General features: G+C 40.0%; 17 protein-coding genes. 3 read left to right on the top strand and 14 right to left on the bottom strand.

All coding sequences use genetic code 11. The features are described from left to right. Positions 1-4: 4 nt before the first annotated feature. The 5 genes from mrdA to purH all read right to left on the bottom strand — a co-directional run bounded on the left by mrdA (position 5) and on the right by purH (position 5,927). Positions 5-1,924: a penicillin-binding protein 2 gene (mrdA, locus tag KIH23_RS01035; RefSeq protein ID WP_213210797.1), complete on the bottom strand. Its 1,920-nt coding sequence runs from the start codon at positions 1,922-1,924 to the stop codon at positions 5-7. After that, positions 1,921-2,427 carry a rod shape-determining protein MreD gene (locus KIH23_RS01030; protein WP_213210796.1) on the bottom strand — a complete coding sequence of 169 codons (507 nt, stop codon included), beginning with the start codon at positions 2,425-2,427 and terminating at the stop codon, positions 1,921-1,923. Before KIH23_RS01030 ends, mrdA begins: the two co-directional genes overlap by 4 nt. Next, positions 2,420-3,244, bottom strand: coding sequence for a rod shape-determining protein MreC (gene mreC, locus KIH23_RS01025; RefSeq protein WP_213210795.1), 825 nt, complete (start codon positions 3,242-3,244; stop codon positions 2,420-2,422). Before mreC ends, KIH23_RS01030 begins: the two co-directional genes overlap by 8 nt. A gap of 70 nt (positions 3,245-3,314) precedes the next feature. Then, on the bottom strand, positions 3,315-4,343 hold the full coding sequence (locus KIH23_RS01020) for a rod shape-determining protein (RefSeq protein ID WP_213210794.1): 1,029 nt from the start codon (positions 4,341-4,343) through the stop codon (positions 3,315-3,317). A 57-nt stretch (positions 4,344-4,400) separates the two neighbouring features. Continuing rightward, positions 4,401-5,927 carry a bifunctional phosphoribosylaminoimidazolecarboxamide formyltransferase/IMP cyclohydrolase gene (gene purH / locus KIH23_RS01015; protein WP_213210793.1) on the bottom strand — a complete coding sequence of 509 codons (1,527 nt, stop codon included), beginning with the start codon at positions 5,925-5,927 and terminating at the stop codon, positions 4,401-4,403. A gap of 192 nt (positions 5,928-6,119) precedes the next feature. Here purH and KIH23_RS01010 point away from each other — a divergent pair, with 192 nt between their 5' ends. Further along, positions 6,120-7,379 (top strand): ABC transporter permease, encoded by a 1,260-nt coding sequence (locus KIH23_RS01010; RefSeq protein WP_213210792.1) that lies wholly within the window; start codon positions 6,120-6,122, stop codon positions 7,377-7,379. A gap of 144 nt (positions 7,380-7,523) precedes the next feature. Here KIH23_RS01010 and accD read toward each other — a convergent pair whose 3' ends face one another. The 3 genes from accD to KIH23_RS00995 form a co-directional block, all read right to left on the bottom strand. After that, entirely contained in the window at positions 7,524-8,378 is an 855-nt protein-coding gene (accD, locus tag KIH23_RS01005) for an acetyl-CoA carboxylase, carboxyltransferase subunit beta (protein ID WP_213210791.1), read from the bottom strand. Positions 8,379-8,479: 101 nt separating this feature from the next. After that, positions 8,480-9,547 (bottom strand): class II fructose-bisphosphate aldolase, encoded by a 1,068-nt coding sequence (gene fbaA, locus KIH23_RS01000; RefSeq protein ID WP_213210790.1) that lies wholly within the window; start codon positions 9,545-9,547, stop codon positions 8,480-8,482. A 48-nt stretch (positions 9,548-9,595) separates the two neighbouring features. Continuing rightward, entirely contained in the window at positions 9,596-12,100 is a 2,505-nt protein-coding gene (locus KIH23_RS00995) for a BamA/TamA family outer membrane protein (RefSeq protein ID WP_249684747.1), read from the bottom strand. An 83-nt stretch (positions 12,101-12,183) separates the two neighbouring features. Here KIH23_RS00995 and KIH23_RS00990 point away from each other — a divergent pair, with 83 nt between their 5' ends. After that, positions 12,184-12,912: a TrmH family RNA methyltransferase gene (locus KIH23_RS00990; protein WP_213210788.1), complete on the top strand. Its 729-nt coding sequence runs from the start codon at positions 12,184-12,186 to the stop codon at positions 12,910-12,912. A gap of 2 nt (positions 12,913-12,914) precedes the next feature. On the opposite strand, the gene KIH23_RS00985 is transcribed toward KIH23_RS00990, so the two are convergent. The 3 genes from KIH23_RS00985 to KIH23_RS00975 are packed head-to-tail and all read right to left on the bottom strand — an operon-like array spanning position 12,915 to position 14,904. Next, positions 12,915-13,619, bottom strand: coding sequence for a porin family protein (locus KIH23_RS00985; protein ID WP_213210787.1), 705 nt, complete (start codon positions 13,617-13,619; stop codon positions 12,915-12,917). Positions 13,620-13,625: 6 nt separating this feature from the next. Continuing rightward, a complete protein-coding gene (gene ubiE / locus KIH23_RS00980; RefSeq protein WP_213210786.1) occupies positions 13,626-14,363 on the bottom strand; it encodes a bifunctional demethylmenaquinone methyltransferase/2-methoxy-6-polyprenyl-1,4-benzoquinol methylase UbiE in 738 nt (245 codons plus the stop codon). A gap of 55 nt (positions 14,364-14,418) precedes the next feature. Further along, on the bottom strand, positions 14,419-14,904 hold the full coding sequence (locus tag KIH23_RS00975; RefSeq protein WP_213210785.1) for a dihydrofolate reductase: 486 nt from the start codon (positions 14,902-14,904) through the stop codon (positions 14,419-14,421). 139 nt (positions 14,905-15,043) lie between these two features. Between KIH23_RS00975 and KIH23_RS00970 the strand changes: the two genes are divergently transcribed. Continuing rightward, positions 15,044-15,745, top strand: a complete 702-nt coding sequence (locus KIH23_RS00970) for a porin family protein (protein WP_213210784.1) — start codon at positions 15,044-15,046, stop codon at positions 15,743-15,745. On the opposite strand, the gene KIH23_RS00965 is transcribed toward KIH23_RS00970, so the two are convergent. The 3 genes from KIH23_RS00965 to asnS all read right to left on the bottom strand — a co-directional run bounded on the left by KIH23_RS00965 (position 15,740) and on the right by asnS (position 19,439). Continuing rightward, entirely contained in the window at positions 15,740-16,345 is a 606-nt protein-coding gene (locus KIH23_RS00965; protein WP_213210783.1) for a hypothetical protein, read from the bottom strand. The genes KIH23_RS00970 and KIH23_RS00965 overlap by 6 nt on opposite strands. A 1-nt stretch (position 16,346) precedes the next feature. After that, the gene (rpoN, locus tag KIH23_RS00960; RefSeq protein ID WP_213210782.1) at positions 16,347-17,813 is read right to left on the bottom strand and encodes an RNA polymerase factor sigma-54; all 1,467 of its coding nucleotides are present in this window, start codon (positions 17,811-17,813) and stop codon (positions 16,347-16,349) included. Positions 17,814-18,005: 192 nt separating this feature from the next. Next, the gene (gene asnS, locus KIH23_RS00955) at positions 18,006-19,439 is read right to left on the bottom strand and encodes an asparagine--tRNA ligase (protein ID WP_213210781.1); all 1,434 of its coding nucleotides are present in this window, start codon (positions 19,437-19,439) and stop codon (positions 18,006-18,008) included. Between the last annotated feature and the right edge of the window lie 42 nt (positions 19,440-19,481).

Here is a 19,481-nt window from a genome sequence, read left to right as displayed (position 1 = left end):
TAAATTAATTTTCAGTTGCCTCTTCTGGAGAATCAGCTTGTTTTTCTGTAACCTCTGGTTTTTTTAACAACAAAGTATCGGTCTCTTTTCGTCCGGTATATTTGGCATATTCACCTTGTAAACTTCCTTCAAACATTCGTTTTTCAAGATCGGTACGTGTAATTTTTTTCTTAATGTATTTTTCAATCATCAAACTTGCGATTGGTCCGGCCCAGCGTGCGCCCCAATAACCGTTTTCTACCAAAACAGCAATGGCAATTTTTGGATTGTCTTTGGGAGCAAATGCTACAAAAATTGAGTGATCTTGAAGTTTGACGCGTTTGCCGTTTATTTTGGTGTAATTCTCTGCAGTTCCTGTTTTTCCGCAAATTTGAATGCCTTCAACTTGTAGCGCATGTGCCGTTCCTAAGTTATAAACATCATATAGCCCTTCAATTACGGGTTCAAAATATTTACGATCAATGGTGGTTACATGTTTGGTTCTGTATTTTTTATCAATCGGTTCGCCTTTGATGCTTTTAATGATATGTGGGGTGTAATAATATCCTCGATTTGCAACTGTTGCCATCATATTGGCCAATTGAATTGGGGTCATCAACACTTCACCTTGTCCAATTGAGTTTGATACGATAGCTGTGGCCTTCCAGCCTCCATTGGGATAAATACGCTTGTAGGTTTTAGAAGTCGGTGCTTTTCCGCGTCGGCCGGTTGGTAAATCATAGCCCATAAATTCGCCCAATCCGAAGCTTTTTAAATGACGACTCCAAACATCAACACCGTCAGCCGGGCGTAAATATTTATTGATGGTTTTTAAGTAAACCGTTCCAAAATATGCGTTGCATGATTCATAAATTCCGCGGTGTAACTGTTGAGCGCCGCCGTGGCAGTGACATCGCATAAATCTTCCGCGGGCATAGCTAAATCCATGATTACAAAAAACGGTCGTTTGCTCATCAATAACACCTTCTTGCAGGCCAATGAGTCCTGTTAAGATTTTAAATGGTGAGCCAGGCGGATACTCAGCCAGTAAGCCCCGGTCATATAGAGGCTTAGCAATTGAATCCCGATAAAGCATCGTATAGTTTTTTGAACGCTGTCTGCCTACCAAAATAGCCGGATCATACGATGGCGCAGTGACCAATGCTAGAATTTCTCCGGTTTTGGGTTCAATGGCCACGATACCTCCGCGTTTGTTGATCATCAATTCTTCGCCGTATTGTTGTAATTCGGCGTCAATACTCAAATGAATATCTTTTCCTTGTACAGAAATTGTATCGTATTTACCTTCTTTATACGGGCCAATTTCGCGGTTGAATTTGTCTTTGAGAATATATTTTACTCCTTTTACACCACGGAGAATATTTTCATAACTTTCTTCAACACCTTGTTTACCAATTAAATCGCCGCTATTGTAGTAGGGATTTTTCTCAATGATTCGTTCGTTGACTTGGGTAATAAAACCAAAAACATTAGCTCCAAACTTTACCTGATAATCTCGCAATGAACGCTTTTGGATATAGAAACCTTCAAATTTTCTGATTTTTTCTTGAAAAGCGGCAAATTCTAATTTATTGAGTTGAGGTAAAAAAACCGACGGAAGTCGTGGGCTATATACTTTGGCCTTATTGACTATTTTAATAAAATCAGCTTTGGTAATGTTGAGTAATTTGCAAAATTCAATCGTATCTAAGTTTTTGATATCTTTTGGAATAACCATGATATCGTACGAAGGTTGATTGGCTACAAGCAATTTTCCGGTGCGGTCATAAATATAGCCGCGTTCCGGATAATCATATTGTATTTTAATGGCATTGTTGTCTGATTTAAGCTTGAATGAATCGTCGATAATTTGCAAGTAAAAAAGCCGCAACACCAACAATATTGCTCCGATAATAATGACCGTTGGCAATAGTACTTTTCTCATCTTCTGCTGGGCTTAATCAGGTAAATAATCAGAATACACATCAGTAAGGTAAAAAGAGTGCTGACTATGGTTTTAAGTATAATTTCAAAGATGAAATTGAGTCTAAAAACTTCGAGTAAAAACAAAACAAAGTGATGTAAAACTACAGCTATAAGCAAAAAAGAAAAGCGTTCTGGTGTTAGTGTATCGTTGAGTTTTACGGTTTGATATTCATAACTCAACCCAAACGAAAATTTAAAAATATACGGTCGGTAATAGGCTAAAATAATCGAAGCCGCTGCATGAACCCCGCCAGAATTGCAGAACATATCTAGTATCAAGCCGAGTAAGAAACTTGATAACAACAACCCAATTTTATTGCCGTTTACCGGATATAAAATGATGAACAAAATATACGGATATGGGTTGATGTAGCCCAGAAAATCCATATTGTTGAAGATGAGAATCTGAGCCGCTAAAAGCAGAATAAAACGGGCAATATTGAGTAATACGGCACTATTCATCTTCTTTTCGTCTTTCTAAATCTTGAATTTCTTGACGGTCTTTACTCTTAATGATATATACATGACCCAAGTTGGTCATATCATTGAACAATTTTACGTTGAGCGTGTAGTAATTGGTTTCGTTGTCAATATATATCTTATCGATGGTTCCGATACCAATATTTTCGGGGAAAATTACCGATTGACCACCGGTTACAATCGTGTCTCCTTTGCGAACCGATGCCAAACGCGGTACGTCAATAAGTTGAACAAATCCGGTGTTTTTACCATTCCAAATCAGTGAGCCAAAATGATTAGATTTTTTGATCTTAGCATTGATTTGGGATTTTATGTTCAAAATGCTGATTATTGTTGCATAATTCTTTGAGGTTTTGTCAACGACACCTACAATTCCGGAACTGTTTACAACGCCCATATCAGGTTTTACTCCGGCTGAGCTTCCGCTATTGATGGTTAAATAGTTTTCATAAACATTATACGAGTTGTGGATAACTTTTGAAACAATAATGTCTTGCGGACGAACGCCTTTGAGTGAATCAATTTTTGGTGCAATACTGCTGTCTTTGAGGCTTAACAATAAGCTTCTGAGTCTTGCATTTTCTTGAGCAAGTTGCTCGTTTTCATTTTTAAGGTTGAAATATTCTCGAGTTGAATTGATTTGTTCATAAACCCCGCCGCTCAAGAAATTAGCAGAACTAATCACTTTGCTTCGGTGATAAGAATGCGATTGAACCGTAAACACCAACGATACCACTAAAAGCAGCAAAAACAGCAATCGATAGCTGTTTTTAAAAATGAATACAAATATTTGCTGCATCTTCTTTGGGTATACTTGAGACTACTTGGTTTATGTCCGAATCTATGGCTCAACTAGATACTCGAGCGATTTACTTGATTAAAATACTTCTGAATTTAGGGATGTTTTTCAACGCCATTCCGGTACCGCGTACAACAGCTCTAAGTGGATCTTCAGCAATGAATACCGGCAAATCGGTTTTTTGCGAGATGCGTTTGTCTAATCCGCGCAACATAGATCCTCCGCCGGCCAAGAAAATACCCGTATTGTAAATATCAGCGGCTAACTCTGGTGGAGTTTGTGAGAGTGTTTCCATTACGGCATCTTCAATACGCTGAATCGATTTGTCCAAAGCTTTGGCAATTTCGCGGTAAGAAACATCTACTTGTTTTGGTTTTCCAGTCAGCAAGTCACGCCCTTGAACCGACATTTCATCTGGTGGTGTTTCTAAATCCTCCAAAGCGGCGCCCACGGTAATTTTGATTTTTTCAGCAGTGCTTTCACCCACAAAAAGGTTGTGTTGTGTACGCATATAATACACGATGTCGTTGGTAAAAACGTCACCGGCAATCTTCACTGATTTGTCGCAAACAATTCCGCCCAAAGCAATCACGGCAATTTCAGTGGTTCCACCACCAATATCAACAATCATGTTCCCTTTAGGTTGCATGATGTCAATGCCAATACCAATCGCTGCTGCCATTGGTTCGTGAATGAGGTAAACTTCTTTTCCGTTTACGCGCTCGCAAGATTCTTTTACGGCGCGCATCTCAACTTCAGTAATTCCAGACGGAATGCACACCACCATACGCAGGGCAGGAGTGAACATTCTTTTTCTGAGGGCAGGAATGCTTTTGATAAACAAGCTGATCATCTTTTCAGAAGCGTCAAAGTCAGCAATAACCCCATCTTTGAGTGGGCGTATGGTTTTGATGTTTTCATGGGTTTTACCTTGCATCATGTTCGCTTCTTTACCAACGGCGATGATTTTTCCGGAGATTCGGTCGCGGGCTACAATTGAAGGGCTGTCAATTACAACCTTATCATTGTGGATGATGAGGGTGTTTGCGGTTCCAAGGTCAATCGCGATGTCCTCGGTCATGAAATCAAAAAATCCCATACTTCTTTTTAGGGTTATAGTGTTTATACAATTTTTTAACGCACAAAGTTAAACAAATTAATGTTTAAAATGACGTGTTCCTGTAAATACCATGGCAACTTTATTTTCATTGCAAAAATCAATGCTCAATTGGTCTTTAATCGAGCCTCCGGGCTGAATCACAGCGGTTATTCCGGCTTGATGAGCAATCTCTACACAGTCCGGAAACGGGAAAAACGCATCGCTGGCCATCACGCCGCCTTGAAGGTCAAAACCAAAGCTATGGGCTTTTTCAATGGCTTGTTTTAAAGCATCCACGCGTGAGGTTTGCCCGGTGCCTGAAGCCAAGAGTGTTTGGTTTTTGGCCAAAACAATGGTGTTTGATTTGGTGTTTTTACAAATTTTTGAGGCAAACAGCAAGTCGTCAATTTCAGCATGGCTAGGAACCGTATCAGTAACGGTTTTGAGCTGTTCTTTATTGTCAGTCAAGTCATTTCTGTCTTGAACGAGCCAGCCGTTGAGTGCCGAACGAACTTGCTTTTTAGGCATAGAATCGTCTTTCAAAACCAGCAAGATTCTGTTTTTCTTTTCAGATAAAATTTCGATGGCTTTTGGGCTAAATTCTGGTGCAATGACTACTTCACAAAACAGTGAATTAATCTCAGCAGCCGTTGCCTCATCCATCGGTTGATTCGCAATGAGCACTCCGCCAAAAGCTGAGGTCGGATCACAGGCCAAAGCCGCTAAGTAAGCTTCGTGAATCGTATTTCTAGTCGCCAATCCGCAAGCGTTGTTGTGTTTGAGAATCGCAAAAGTCGGAGCATCGTTCTTGAATTCTAAAATCAAGTTTACCGCCGCATCTACATCGAGCAAATTGTTATACGACAATTCTTTGCCGTTCAATTGGGTAAACATCGCCTCAAAATCGCCAAAGAAATAACCGCGTTGATGTGGGTTTTCTCCATAACGCAACACTTTTCCATCAGCCGAACTCAATTTAAAAATAGGTTCATCTGAGTTGAAATAATGAAAGATGGCGGTGTCATAATGCGATGAAACATGAAAGGCTTTTGCTGCCAATTCCTTACGTTGTTCTATAGTTGTTGCGCAGTTTTGTGATTGAATCAAATCAAGCAAATAACCATATTCGTTCACTGATGGAACAATAACCGTGTCTTTAAAATTTTTGGCCGCTGCACGAATGAGCGAAATACCGCCGATGTCAATTTTTTCAATAATATCAGCCTCAGAAGCACCTGAAGCGACTGTTTTTTCAAACGGATATAAGTCAACTATAACCAAATCAATTTGTGGAATATTGAATTCTTGCATTTGTGCCACATCGCCGGCGTGGTCTTGACGGTTGAGAATTCCGCCAAAGATTTTTGGGTGTAAAGTTTTCACGCGTCCGCCCAAAATGGATGGATACGAAGTAACATCTTCAACAGCTACGACCGGAATACCTATACTTTTGATGAATTCTTCAGTTCCGCCGGTTGAATAAATGGTGACTTTGTGCTCGTGCAATGCGCGCACCAGCGGCTCAAGCCCTTCTTTCGAATATACCGAAATCAGCGCCGAGGCGATTTTTGTTGTTGTGTTCATGGGTAGTTGTTGTGTGTTAAAGGTTTATTTCAGACCGAAGTCAAAAATTAAAGTGCAAAAGTAATTTTTTAAGCAAGAAAAACCATCGTCAAGCGTAACTTTATTTTGATAGTTTTGACCAATGCAGCGGCTTTGTTTTTTCTAGGTTTTTGAAAAAATAATGCGCAATTTTACTCATCTAAAATCAGGTTTATGATTGTCTATTGGCGTTTGCTCGGAGAAAGTTTTGGTTTTGCCCTTAATGCTTTGCGCACCAATAAATTGCGCACTTTGCTTTCGCTTTTAGGCGTAACGGTTGGTATTTTCTCTATTATTGCGGTACTCACAGCGGTTGATTCGCTGGACAGAAAGATCAAAAAAGATTTGAGCACCCTTGACAAAAACACCATGTATCTCACCAGTGTTCCGTTTGGGCCTTCTAATATTCCACAATGGAAGATTGAGCAATTTCCAAAGGTGTCTTACGAAGAATATCAATACCTCAAAAAGCAAAATATTGAAGGCGTAGAAAATATGTCTTTTCAATTTTTTACCAATAATGAGCAAATTCGTTTTGAATCTAAAAGCATGAGTGATGTCAATATGGTAGCGGTCACCGATGAGTTTGACGATATTCAGCGCATGGAATTCAGTGAAGGCCGGTTTTTTAATGAATCCGAATCAAATTCAGCCAAAGCAGTGGTGGTTTTGGGATATGAAATCGCCCAAGGCTTGTTTGATGGCGCCGACCCGATAGGCAAAACCGTTCGCATTTACGGTCAGCGTTTTCAAGTGATTGGCGTGACGCAAAAAAAAGGCGGTTCTGGAATAAATGTGGGCGGAGGCGATGATACTTCGGCCTTCATTCCGTCTAATTTTTTGCGCAAACTCTACGGCGATAAAAGTGAGATGATGCTCCCGGTGGTGATCATCAAGCCCGAAAAAGGCTTAAACATAGACGAACTTAAAGCTAATATTGGTCATAAACTCAGAGTTTATCGTGGTGTTAAAGCTGACAGTATTGACAATTTTTTCATCAATATTCTATCAGGACTGACCGACTTTATTGATAATATGGTTGCGCAACTCAACACCATTGGTTGGATCATCAGTGGGTTTTCACTACTTGTGGGCGGTTTCGGAATTGCCAACATTATGTTCGTTTCGGTAAAAGAGCGCACGAGTTTAATTGGGATTCAAAAATCACTGGGTGCTAAAAACAAATTTATCTTACTACAGTTTTTATTCGAGTCAATCATTCTATCTGTTATTGGTGGAATTGTGGGGCTCATTTTGGTTTTTATCATTGCCCAAGTGCTTACCCATATGCTCGATTTTGAATTTGTACTCGGTATGGGCAACGCACTGCTCGGCACCGGACTTTCTGCTTTGATTGGTTTAATCTCAGGAGTTCTTCCGGCTATTTCGGCTTCAAGATTAGATCCGGTGGAGGCGATTAGAACAGGCATGTAATTTTTTAGAAGCTTATCCCGCTGTTCGCACTATCTTTTTTCCGACAAGCTCCAAAAAGGATAGTTGCTACCATCGGGGCTAGGGCTTTACGATTCGCTAGAGAATTTCAATAAAATAAAAAACCCGGCGTTTACCGGGCTTTACTTATCTTACTTCGTTATTCTCTATCAAGTCAATGTATAAATTCACTCGGTCTTTGAGTTCTTTTCGGTTGACGATAAAATCCAAAAATCCGTGCTCTAATACAAATTCTGAAGTTTGGAAACCTTCCGGTAAATCTTTCCCGGTGGTATCGCGCACTACACGCGGTCCGGCAAAACCAATCAAAGCACCCGGTTCGGCAATGTTGATGTCGCCCAACATAGCGTATGATGCTGTGGTTCCTCCGGTGGTCGGATCGGTACAAAGCGAAATATAAGGCACTTTGGCATCGGCCAATTGCGCCAATTTAGCTGAGGTTTTGGCCAACTGCATCAGTGAATAAGCGGCTTCCATCATACGTGCTCCACCTGATTTTGAAATCATCAAAAACGGAACTTTGTGCTTGATAGAATAGTCAATTCCGCGGGCAATTTTTTCGCCTACAACTGCGCCCATCGATCCGCCGATAAAGCCAAAATCCATACAGCAAACCACCAAGTCTTTTCCTTTTGATTTGCCCACAGCTGTGCGCACCGCATCGTTGAGTTTGGTTTTATCCATGACATCTTTTAAACGATCTGAATATTTTTTGGTGTCAAAAAAGTTCAACGGATCTTTTGAAGTCATTTTGGCATCGAGTTCTTTGAATTCGTTGTTGTCAAACAAAATCTGAAAATACTCGGCACTTCCAATACGCACATGAAAGTTATCTTCCGGGCTTACCCACATATTGCGTTCAAGCTCGTCGGCATCAATGATTTTTCCGGTCGGTGTTTTATACCACAAACCTTTTGGCACGTCTTTTTTATCCTCGGTAGCGGTGGTAATTCCTTTTTCTGTTCTTTTAAACCAAGCCATAATTTATATTTATTATGAATGTTGAATGATAAATTTTGAATGATATTAAAAATCGATTTCCTATTTTACATTTAGCATTCAACATTTAACATTTAAAATAATTAAAGTGTATTAACGTTGTTCAAATCGGCAAATGCCTGTTCCAATCTTTTATTGAAAGTAACTTCGCCCTCACGCACCCATTTTCTCGGATCGTAATGCTTTTTATTTGGCGCATCTGAGCCTTCTGGATTTCCGATTTGTGTTCTCAAATAGTCAATGTTGTTGACCATATAATCGCGGATGCCTTCAGTGTAAGCAAACTGCAAATCAGTATCAATGTTCATTTTAATCACACCGTAACCGATGGCTTCGCGAATTTCTTCAAGGGTTGAGCCCGAACCGCCGTGAAAAACAAAATCCACCGGATTTGCACCCGTATTGTATTTGTTTTGAACGTATTCTTGTGAGTTTTTCAAGATTTTAGGGGTCAATTTTACGTTGCCCGGTTTGTATACGCCATGTACGTTTCCGAACGCAGCTGCAATGGTAAAACGCGGACTCACTTTCATGAGTTCTTCATAGGCATAAGCCACTTCTTCAGGTTGGGTATACAATTTTGAGCTATCTACATCTGAGTTGTCTACACCGTCTTCTTCACCACCGGTAATTCCGAGTTCAATTTCTAAAGTCATACCCATTTTGCTCATGCGCGCTAAGTACTCTTTACAGATTTCGATGTTTTCGTGCAACGGTTCTTCAGACAAGTCAATCATGTGCGAGCTATACAAAGGTTTGCCGGTTTGGGCAAAGTGTTTTTCGCTGGCATCGAGCAATCCGTCTAACCACGGAAGCAATTTTTTGGCGCAGTGGTCTGTGTGCAAAATAACAGTCGCTCCATAGGCTTCAGCCAAGGTGTGGATATGTTGTGCTCCGGCAATTCCGCCGGCAATAGCAGCTTTTTCGTTGGCGTTTGACAAACCTTTACCGGCATTAAAAGCGGCACCTCCGTTTGAGAATTGAATAATCACCGGAGCTTTGAGTTTAGCAGCGGTTTCGAGTACTGCATTAATCGTGCTTGATCCAGTAACATTGACTGCCGGAAGAGCAAAATTGTGAGCTTTGGCATAACGAAAGATTTCTTGAACCTGATCGCCGGTAGCTACTCCGGGTTTGATATTGTGCGCCATGGTTGTTTATTTTAAGTTATAGGTCGACAAAAATAATGATTTCTGTTTTTAGAACGGATAATTAATACCAATATTTAAAACCGAGTTGGCAAAGTTATAATCTCTAAACCACTTTTTGTTGGCGGTTTCTGCGGGGTTGTATGTTTTGAATCCGAAGTCAATTCTGAATACAAAAAACGTTGCGTCGAAACGCAAGCCAAAGCCTGAACCTACGGCTAAATCTTGTAGTGATTTAAAGCCTTCAAAGACTGATTTTTCATCTTCAACATTGTCTAAAACGTTCCAAATATTGCCCGTGTCAACAAACAAAGCACCGTTGAAACGTTCAAAGAAGTTAAATCTAAACTCGCTGCTCACGGCAATCTTTAAATTGGCCTCATTAAAGTCGTTGAGTGACGAACGGCTTCCCGGTCCGAGTGAGTAGGCTTGCCAAGCGCGATTATCGTTGGTTCCGCCGGCAAAATAACTTCGTGAGAACGGAATACTCTCGGAGTTCCCGTACGGAACGGCCAAACCCACAAAACTTCTAAAGGCCAGCACTTTTTTGTTTTTCATATCCCAATGCTTGATGTATTCAAGTTCGCCTTTGAGATATTGCGAATAAGCTACTTCAAAAATGGTTTTGTTTGCATTTTGTCCGCCGGTTTGTTTTGATAAGTTGGCCAACAACGATAAGAAATTTCCGGCTGATTCAAATTTGGTTCTGAACACGTGAAAAGTCTCGTCGTAAATATCCGATTTGGTGGTTTTTGACAGCGTAATATTCGAAGCAAAAATCAAGTTGTTTTCAGTAAGACGATTTGCACGTTCTATGATGTTGTTGATGGTTTTTAAATCGGTAGTTGTCGTTGTAATGGTTCCGTTGTTGATGTCACTAACAAAACTGTTAATGCCCGACGGAACATATAATTCATTATCACTATTAAAATACGTTGGATTGGCATTGTACTTAACGGCTAAATCATTCAAAGCTACATACGATGATTGGTAAACGTTGAAGTAATTTCCGGGGTTGACATTCTTGACGTATTGAATGTTGAACAAGTCAAAACGCATCGTTGTGGTTCGTCTCGGTGTCCAAGTGTAGGTCATCGCGCCGGTAAAATTTTCCTTATCTAAACCAATGTTTTTTTGTTTTGAAAAACCCATGGTGACTGATGTAGATGGAATCATGCTTTTCGGGATGATTTTTTCGGTATTAAAAAACATAAAAATCCTCGGAAAATTGAGTTTCATGTCAATTCCATAATCTGAAACGTTGAAGAATCGATTGTCAGGGTTGGCCAAATCTTTTGAAGAACCGATGTTGCCTCGGGTAGCAATTTCAAAGGTTTCGGCTCCGTTAAAAATGTTTTTAATTCCAAACGAAAGCGTTCCCGAAATACCAAAATCCTGAATATTTGAATGCGTAAAGTCAATTCCGTAACCAAAGCTGTATTTTTCTCTTTGGGTCAGGTAAATATCCGCAATGAGCGATTGGCCTAGTGAATCGGCCGGATTTACCCGATATCGAATAGAAGGATAATTAAACACTTTTAGATTCGATAAATATCGTGTGGTCAAGTTGCTCCGAGTATCTGAAAAATAACTTCCTTGAGTTACAAAAACAGCATCGGTTATAGCTTTCGGACGATATTTGAGCTTGCCTTTGCTGAATAGATTGAAATTTTGATAAGTCGTTTTTTTCTCGACAACTTCAACAGAGTCTTTGGCGTTATAATCAGTATGAATGTTTACCTCGCTGATTTTATACAAATTAAACGGGCGCGTTTTGATTGAGTCGCCATCATTGTAGGAGTAATTGTCAATTTTTAAGTTGATGTTGGCCTTGTGGTTTCCGTTCAGCGTGTCAATGTCAAAACTTACGTTTGTAGGTTGGAAGTTAAATCCGCCATTGTTTCTGAACTGTGTTGTAATTCGGCTTTTCTCGTCTTCAAGGTCAGAAGTTTTATAAGGTTTTCCGGTTTTGATGATCGAATTAGCCGCATTCTTTTTATACAGAGAATCAAGCGCCGGCGTCAGAATCGTTGTTTTAATGGTGTCAATGATGTACGGTTTTCCGGTTTCAACGAAATACTTAATTTTGGCTTTGTTGGTTTGCGAAGAATCAATTTCATAGGATGCTTTAACATCAAAAAAACCGCGATTAAAGTAATGTGATTTGAGTCTTTGAAGCGATTTATCAGTGCTTTTCTTGTCTAAAATAACAGGAGCTTCCCCCGTTTTTTTCAGAAACTCATGTATGCCTTCATACCAAAACGAATGTCCTAATCGGTTGACTTGTTTGGCCGAAAGCAATTTTGACATTCGCTTATATTTTTTAGGATTCTTGACAAACTTGGCTTTGTAAATTGAGTCGTGCTTGAGGTTGGCCATGTTATACAAATGCAAACGCAAATTAAAACCAAGAATCGAGGTGTTGGGTTTTTGGTACACTAAAGCCGAAACTTCTTCGGTATTGACTTTTTTGTTGTTGACCAGAATTTCAGATTTGGTCAGTAGCCTTTTGTTTTTCGGAACCCTTTTGAGCGTATTACAAGCAGCGAATATCATCCCAATTAGGATAAATAATGATATTTTTGTCGCAAGGTTTCTCAAGTGTCGAAGATATTTGATTCAAAAATACATTTTTTTCTATGGTTAGTAAAAACCAACTCAAGTTAATCACGAGTTTGCAACAAAAAAAATACCGCAATGCCCATCAGCTTTTTACTGCCGAAGGAGTTAAGGTCATACGAGAGTTGCTCAATGCTCAATTTAAGTTGCATCATTTATACACTACTGAATCGATTTTTGAATCGGTTTCAGATGAGATGAAAACTTTGGTGTCAGCTTCTGAGTTGGCCAAGATGAGTGCACTTTCAGCGGCAAACAATTGCCTGGCAGTTTTCGAGATTCCCGAATTAAAACCTATAACTCATCATGGTTTATCTGTTGTTTTAGACGATGTTCGCGATCCGGGCAATTTGGGAACGATATTGCGCATGTGTGATTGGTTTGGCGTTGAACAACTCATTTGTTCGCGTGAAACGGTTGATTTGTACAATCCAAAAGTAGTACAAGCTACCATGGGTTCGCTCGCGAGAGTTCAGGTTCACTATGTTGATTTACCCGATTTTTTCAAGCAATCTCCACTGGCAGTTTTCGGAACTTTTATGGATGGAGACAACATTTATCAGCAAGATTTGCCCAAAGAAGGCATCATTGTTTTGGGTAACGAAGCTAACGGAATCAGCACCAGCGTAGAGAAATGGGTTCATCATCGAATTTCAATTCCTAGATTTGGACGATTTCAACAAACCGAAAGCCTCAATGTAGCATCAGCTGCAGCCATCGTGCTGAGCGAATTTTTTCGGTCGGTTTAGTTCTAGTGAAAAGTAAAATTAACCAAGATAGCTCTGGTTTTCATTGAGTTTATATTTCCGGTCCAAGGGCTGTTCGGGTCATTGTCACGCACCAATTCGTCGTTCATGCCAAAAACACCTCTGATTGAAGGCGAAAATTTAAAATACTCAAGATATAAGTCAATTCCAAAACCAACTTCATAGTTTTGGGTCCATTGTTTCATACGGAATTTTTGCTGTGTATTGTCGTCTTTTGATTTTTGATTGCTCGCCAAATTTGAAGTTGTAGAAAACCCGCCAACCAAATACGGCCTAATGTTTCCGGTTCTTACCGACGAAAATTTAAGCAACAACGGCAAATGAATATAGGTTGAATTTACTTCGCGATCACGGTCAACCGGTTTGGTCAAGGTTGTGTAGGTGAGGTTTCTTTTGGTATAATACAAACCAGGTTCAAAGCGTATGTTAATATAATCAGTCAGCCGTAAATCACCCACCAAGCCAACATTAAAACCGGTAGTTCTTTTTACTTCGATATCCGGGGCATTTACTTTATAATCAAATTTAAAGTCGTATGAGTTGAATCCTAAATAATATCCCCAATAAACGCGCTGTTTATCAAAGTTTTCCAAATTTACCAGCGGATCTTTACCAAACACTCTTTTGGCTTTCTGGGCCTGTGCCGAGAGCATTAGAAATGCAAAAAACCAAACAATTTTGTGTTTCATAAATAATTATTTTTTTGAAGCCGAATAAATGGTCGCGGCGCCAAATAACTGAGGTCTGTTGACCACTTCTATAAACCCAATTTTGCGTAAAATATTGTTGAGTTCTTCACCAAACGGGAAAGCTGCTGCCGATTCAGACAAATATCCATAAGCCGACTGATCTTTTGAAAATAAATTGCCAATCATGGGTAGCATAAAGCGGGTGTAGAATTGATAACCTTGTTTGAAAGGGAATTTTGTCGGATTTGATGTTTCTAAGATGACAAAAATACCACCGGGTTTGAGTACGCGCAAAATTTCTGACAATCCTTTTTCAAGATGTTCAAAATTTCGGATACCGAAAGATACGGTAATGGCATCAAAGTAATTGTCCTCAAACGGAATAGCTTCTGAATCAGCCAAGATAAGCTCAACTTTATCATTCAGATTTTGAGCCGTTACTTTTTGCTTACCTACTTCAAGCATGCCCGCTGAAATATCCAAACCCACAATGCGTTCGGCTGAAGTTTGGGTCAACATAATGGCCAAATCAGCAGTTCCGGTAGCAATATCTAAAGCAGTTTTTGGATTTTTCTCGGCTACTAAAGCAATCACTTTTTTGCGCCAATTCATATCGGTTCCCATTGATATAACTCGGTTCAACCCGTCATAATTACCCGAAATATTATCAAACATTTGGGCAACCTGCTCTTTTTTGCTCAGGTCTGAAGATTTATAAGGCGTGATTTTTTTAGTACCATTCATAAGTGGCGCAAATATACTACAAAGCCATGAACCAAAAAACGTTTAGCGACTCAATTTAAGCCTTGCGTAGGTAGGTTTCAAAAGTAAAGTCAAAAGCGTGTTTTTCGTCTTTTTGATGGTATTCTTTTGAAGTTAATTGCCAATAATCAAAATTTATTTCCGGGAAAAAAGTATCTGCATCCATTTCAGTATGCACACGAGTAAGTTCAACTACATCAGCTATCGGCAATGATTGTTCGTAGATTTGACCGCCTCCAATTACAAAAACATCCTGACCTTCAGGAACTAATTTTAAACCGTTTTCAAGGCTTGTAGCCGTTAAGCAACCTTCTATTTCATAATCCTTTTGTCTTGATATAATTATGTGCGTTCGATTGGGTAACTTTCCGGGTAAACTTTCAAAAGTTTTTCGACCCATAACAATAAAATGACCCGAAGTAAGCTGCTTGAAGCGCTTGAAATCATCGGGCAAATGCCACAAAAGTTGATTGTTTTTGCCCAAGGCTCTGTTTTCGGCCATTGCGGCTATGAGAATAATCATGAAATAGATTTTGAAATAAGATTAACTCGAACCATTTGTTGGTCATCAATATTTATAGTCAGGAACAACGTTGACAAATTTACATTTAAATTCAAAATATAATCTGGTTTGTGTACCTTTAAGCCACAAAATTAAACCCATGCGTAAATTTGTTTTTCTGCTCATAGTCTCGACCAAGTTCTGGGCTCAAGAAATTCAACCTGAAGTGCTTCCGTCGCCAATGATTGCTGTTGATTCGCTCTACAGAGAAGATCAATTCTATTTGGGTTTTACCTATAATATTTTGCTCAATATGCCCGGCAATGTGAATCAAAATAGATTCTCACCCGGATTTAAAGGCGGTTTTTTACGCGATTTCCCCATCAACAAACGCAGAAACGTGGCCATTGCACCAGGACTTGGATTAACTTACTCAAATTATTTTCAGAGTTTGTTTATAACTCGAATCAACGGAGATCCATACTACAGTACCAAAACCATTGGTTCAGACTATCAAAAAAATAAATTTGAAGAATTATTTATAGACCTTCCCATTGAGTTTCGATGGCGCACATCAGGTCCGGTGGGGCATAAGTTTTGGCGTGTTTATTCGGGTGTTCAGCTCAGTTATTTGATATATAGTAAATCGGTTTATATTGATGATGTAGTCGCAGTTCGTATACACAACAATCCCGATTTCAGAAAATGGCAAGCCGGTATATACATGGCTGCAGGTAACAACAGTTGGAATTTATATGCATACTACGGTTTTTTACCCTTATTCCGCGACGGAACCCAAGTTGAAGGTGAAACCATCAATTTGCACACTATGAACCTTGGGCTGATGTTCTACATTTTATAGCCACAAACGCCATAACAATATTTGCGGAAGTAAGCCCGATATAAATCCTAAAGTTAACTCTGAATAATTATGTGCCTTCATAGATAATCTTGATGAAGCAACTGCTCCGCAAGCTATAAAGAGCAAGGCAATAAGTGAGCTCATATTTTCGCCGGTTTCAAGACTAATGCCCATAGCAAAGGCAGTCAAGGCGCTGATGCCAATCATATGAAGACTGATTTTTTTTTGCATAAACAAAAAGCTCAACGCCAGAAGTGTTGCGGTCATTCCGCCTAAAAAAAACACATATAAACCCGGCATGCTTTGGTATAATTCTACGCTCATCAATAGCAAACTCATGAGCATGACTTGAAAACCCAAAGGCATTTTGCGTTGTTCAGCTTTTTGAATCATCATCGAATCAATTTTACCGATTACTTTAAGAAAATACAAAAACACCAGCGGAATAAACAAAGTCAATATTCCAATCCGCACCAAGGTTATTTGAATTTCGTTGATTTCAAAAAACGAACGATAGATATACAAATACAGCGAAGAGCCCATCAGCGGAATGAACACCGGATGAAAAGCATACGAAAAAAGCGGAAGTATTTTTTTCAAACTACATTTTTTTACGCAACCTAGCTACCGGAATATCCATGAGTTCACGGTATTTGGCCACCGTTCGGCGCGCAATCGGATAGCCCTTTTCTTTGAGCATATCGGCCAGCTGATCGTCGGGCAGCGGTTTGTGTTTGTCTTCTTCTTCAATAATGTTTTGAAGAATTTTCTTGATTTCAAGCGTTGAAACATCTTCGCCTTGATCATTTTTCATCGCCTCTGAGAAGAATTCCTTTATCAGTTTGGTTCCATAAGGCGTTTCAACATATTTACTGTTGGCCACGCGTGAAATGGTTGAAATATCTAGTCCAACTCGATCGGCAATATCCTTTAAAATCATCGGCTTGAGCTTGGTTTCATCGCCTTCTAAAAAGTAATTGCGCTGATATTCCATAATGGCGGTCATGGTTACAAAAAGTGTTTCTTGACGTTGTTTGATGGCATCAATAAACCATTTGGCCGAATCGAGTTTTTGTTTGATAAACAACACCGCATCTTTTTGCGATGAGGTTTTTTCTTTTGACATTTTATAGGTCTGCAGCATTTCTTGATACTCTCGTGAAACGTGCAAAGTAGGCGCATTTCGGCCATTGAGCGTAAGTTCAAGCTCGCCTTCGTTGATGCGAATGGCAAAATCAGGAATCACATTTTCGGTGATTTTGGTATTGCTTGCAAACGATCCGCCGGGTTTTGGATTGAGTTTTTCAATCTCGTGAATGGCTTTTCTGAGTTGCTCATTGCTGATGCCCAGTTTTTGCTGCAATTTTTCGTAATGCTTGCGCGTAAAAGCCTCAAAATGCTCTTCAATAATATCGGTGGCGTGCGCTACAGATTCAGTGGGTGTTTTGTGTTTGAGTTGCAACAGCAAACATTCTTGCAAATCGCGCGCGCCCACACCTGAAGGTTCAAGTTCGTGCACAATATGCAAAATGCGCTCAACGGTTTTCTCGTCGGTATAAATACCTTGCGTAAAAGCCATATCGTCCACAATGTCCATCAAGCTGCGTCTGATGTAACCTGCATCATCCATACTACCCACCAAAAACTCAGCAATTTCGCGGTCTTCATCGCTCAAAATAAACGTATTGAGTTGGTTGATGAGGTCTTGATGAAAACTCACCGCCGAAGCCAATGGCGTTTCTCTGCGCTCATCATCATCGCTGTAATTGTTGGTCTGGGTTTTATAATCAGGCGTTTCGTCGTTGCTCAGATATTCGTCAATGTTGATGTCATCGGTTTCAATGCTCTCGTTGTCATCAAAATCATCATATTCATCTTGGTTGTCAAATTCGTCTTTTTCATACGATTCGTCTTCTTCTTTGCCCGCTTCAAGCGCCGGATTTTCATTCAATTCTTCTTTGATGCGCTGTTCAAAAGCCTGCGTCGGCAATTGAATCAACTTCATGAGCTGAATTTGCTGTGGCGAAAGTTTCTGTAATAATTTAAGATTTAGACCTTGTTTGAGCATAAAAAATCAAATTTTTTGAGCGTTTCAAAATTAAAAAAATGCGGTGTATTTTTAATTTTTATTTGAAGCTAATCCGGCTGTTTGCTGCAATCTTTGTCTGCGCTGCGCTGCGCCAAAGGATTTCCGCGTCCATCCGGGCTAGTTTTGATTCGTGTATAAAAAAGTCCGGCGCAAACCGGACTCCTATCTTTCTTAAAATTCAGCATTCTGAGGCGTTCTCGGAAACGGAATCACATCGCGAATGTTGGTCATGCCCGTCACGAACAATACCAATCGCTCAAAACCAAGACCGAATCCTGAGTGAACCGCGCTTCCAAAGCGGCGCGTGTCGAGATACCACCACAATTCTTCTTCGTCAATGCCCAGCGCTTTCATTTTCTCTACCAAAACATCGTGGCGCTCTTCACGTTGCGAACCGCCCACGATTTCACCAATGCCCGGAAACAAAATGTCCATGGCGCGCACAGTTTTTCCGTCTTCGTTCAAACGCATGTAAAACGCTTTGATGTTGGCCGGATAATCGTATAAAATAACCGGACATTTAAAGTGTTTTTCAACCAAGAAACGCTCGTGTTCACTTTGTAAGTCGGCGCCCCACTGGTCAATGATATATTGGAATTTTTTCTTTTTGTTCGGTGTTGAATCTTTTAAAATATCAATCGCTTCGGTATATGAAACACGTTTAAAGTTGTTTTCTAACACAAAGTTGAGTTTCTCTAAAAGGCTCATTTCACTGCGCTCTGCCTGCGGTTTCTGTTTTTCTTCATCCAGCAAACGCGTTTCTAAAAACTTCAAATCTTCGGCGCAATGCGCTACAGCATAGCCTACTACATATTTGATGAAATCTTCAGCCAAATCCATGTTGTCGTCCAGATCATTGAACGCTACTTCGGGTTCGATCATCCAAAACTCGGCTAAGTGGCGCGAAGTATTTGAATTTTCTGCTCTGAACGTTGGTCCAAACGTATAAATCTGACCGAGTGCCATTGCAAAAGTTTCGCCTTCTAATTGCCCGGAAACCGTTAAGTTGGTGTGTTTTCCGAAGAAATCTTCTTTGTAATTAATTTGTCCGTCTTCGGTTCTGGGCGGATGGTTCAAATCCAAGGATGTTACTTGAAACATTTCGCCGGCACCTTCGGCATCAGCTCCTGTAATGATTGGCGTGTTTACATAAACAAATCCTTTTTCTTGAAAATATCTGTGCACCGCAAATGACAAAACCGAACGCACGCGCATGATCGCGCCAAAAGCATTGGTACGCACGCGCAAATGCGCATTTTCACGCAAGAATTCAAGCGAGTGTTTTTTGGGTTGCATCGGGAATTTCTCGGCATCTGAATCGCCTAAAATCTCTACCGAAGTAGCTTGTATTTCGTATTTCTGTCCGGCACCTTGGCTTTCACTCAAAGAACCCGTTACCGACAAAGCGGCTCCGGTGGTGATTCTTTTTAAAATGCTTTCAGGTGTATTTTCAAAGTCAACTACACATTGAATATTGCTCAAAGTTGAGCCGTCATTGAGTGCAATAAACTGGTTGTTTCTGAATGTTCTTACCCAACCTTTGACATTGACAGAGGCGATGGTTGTGTTGCTCTGTAATAAGTCTTTTATTTTGGTATGCTTCATCGTTTGTAAATTTGAAGTGCAAATATAATAATGTGATTGTGA

It is taken from the genome of Flavobacterium sp. CYK-55, from assembly GCF_018413465.1.
GTDB lineage: Bacteria > Bacteroidota > Bacteroidia > Flavobacteriales > Flavobacteriaceae > Flavobacterium.
Note: the sequence above shows the minus strand (reverse complement) of the source record. Positions and strands in the feature narration are given on the sequence as shown.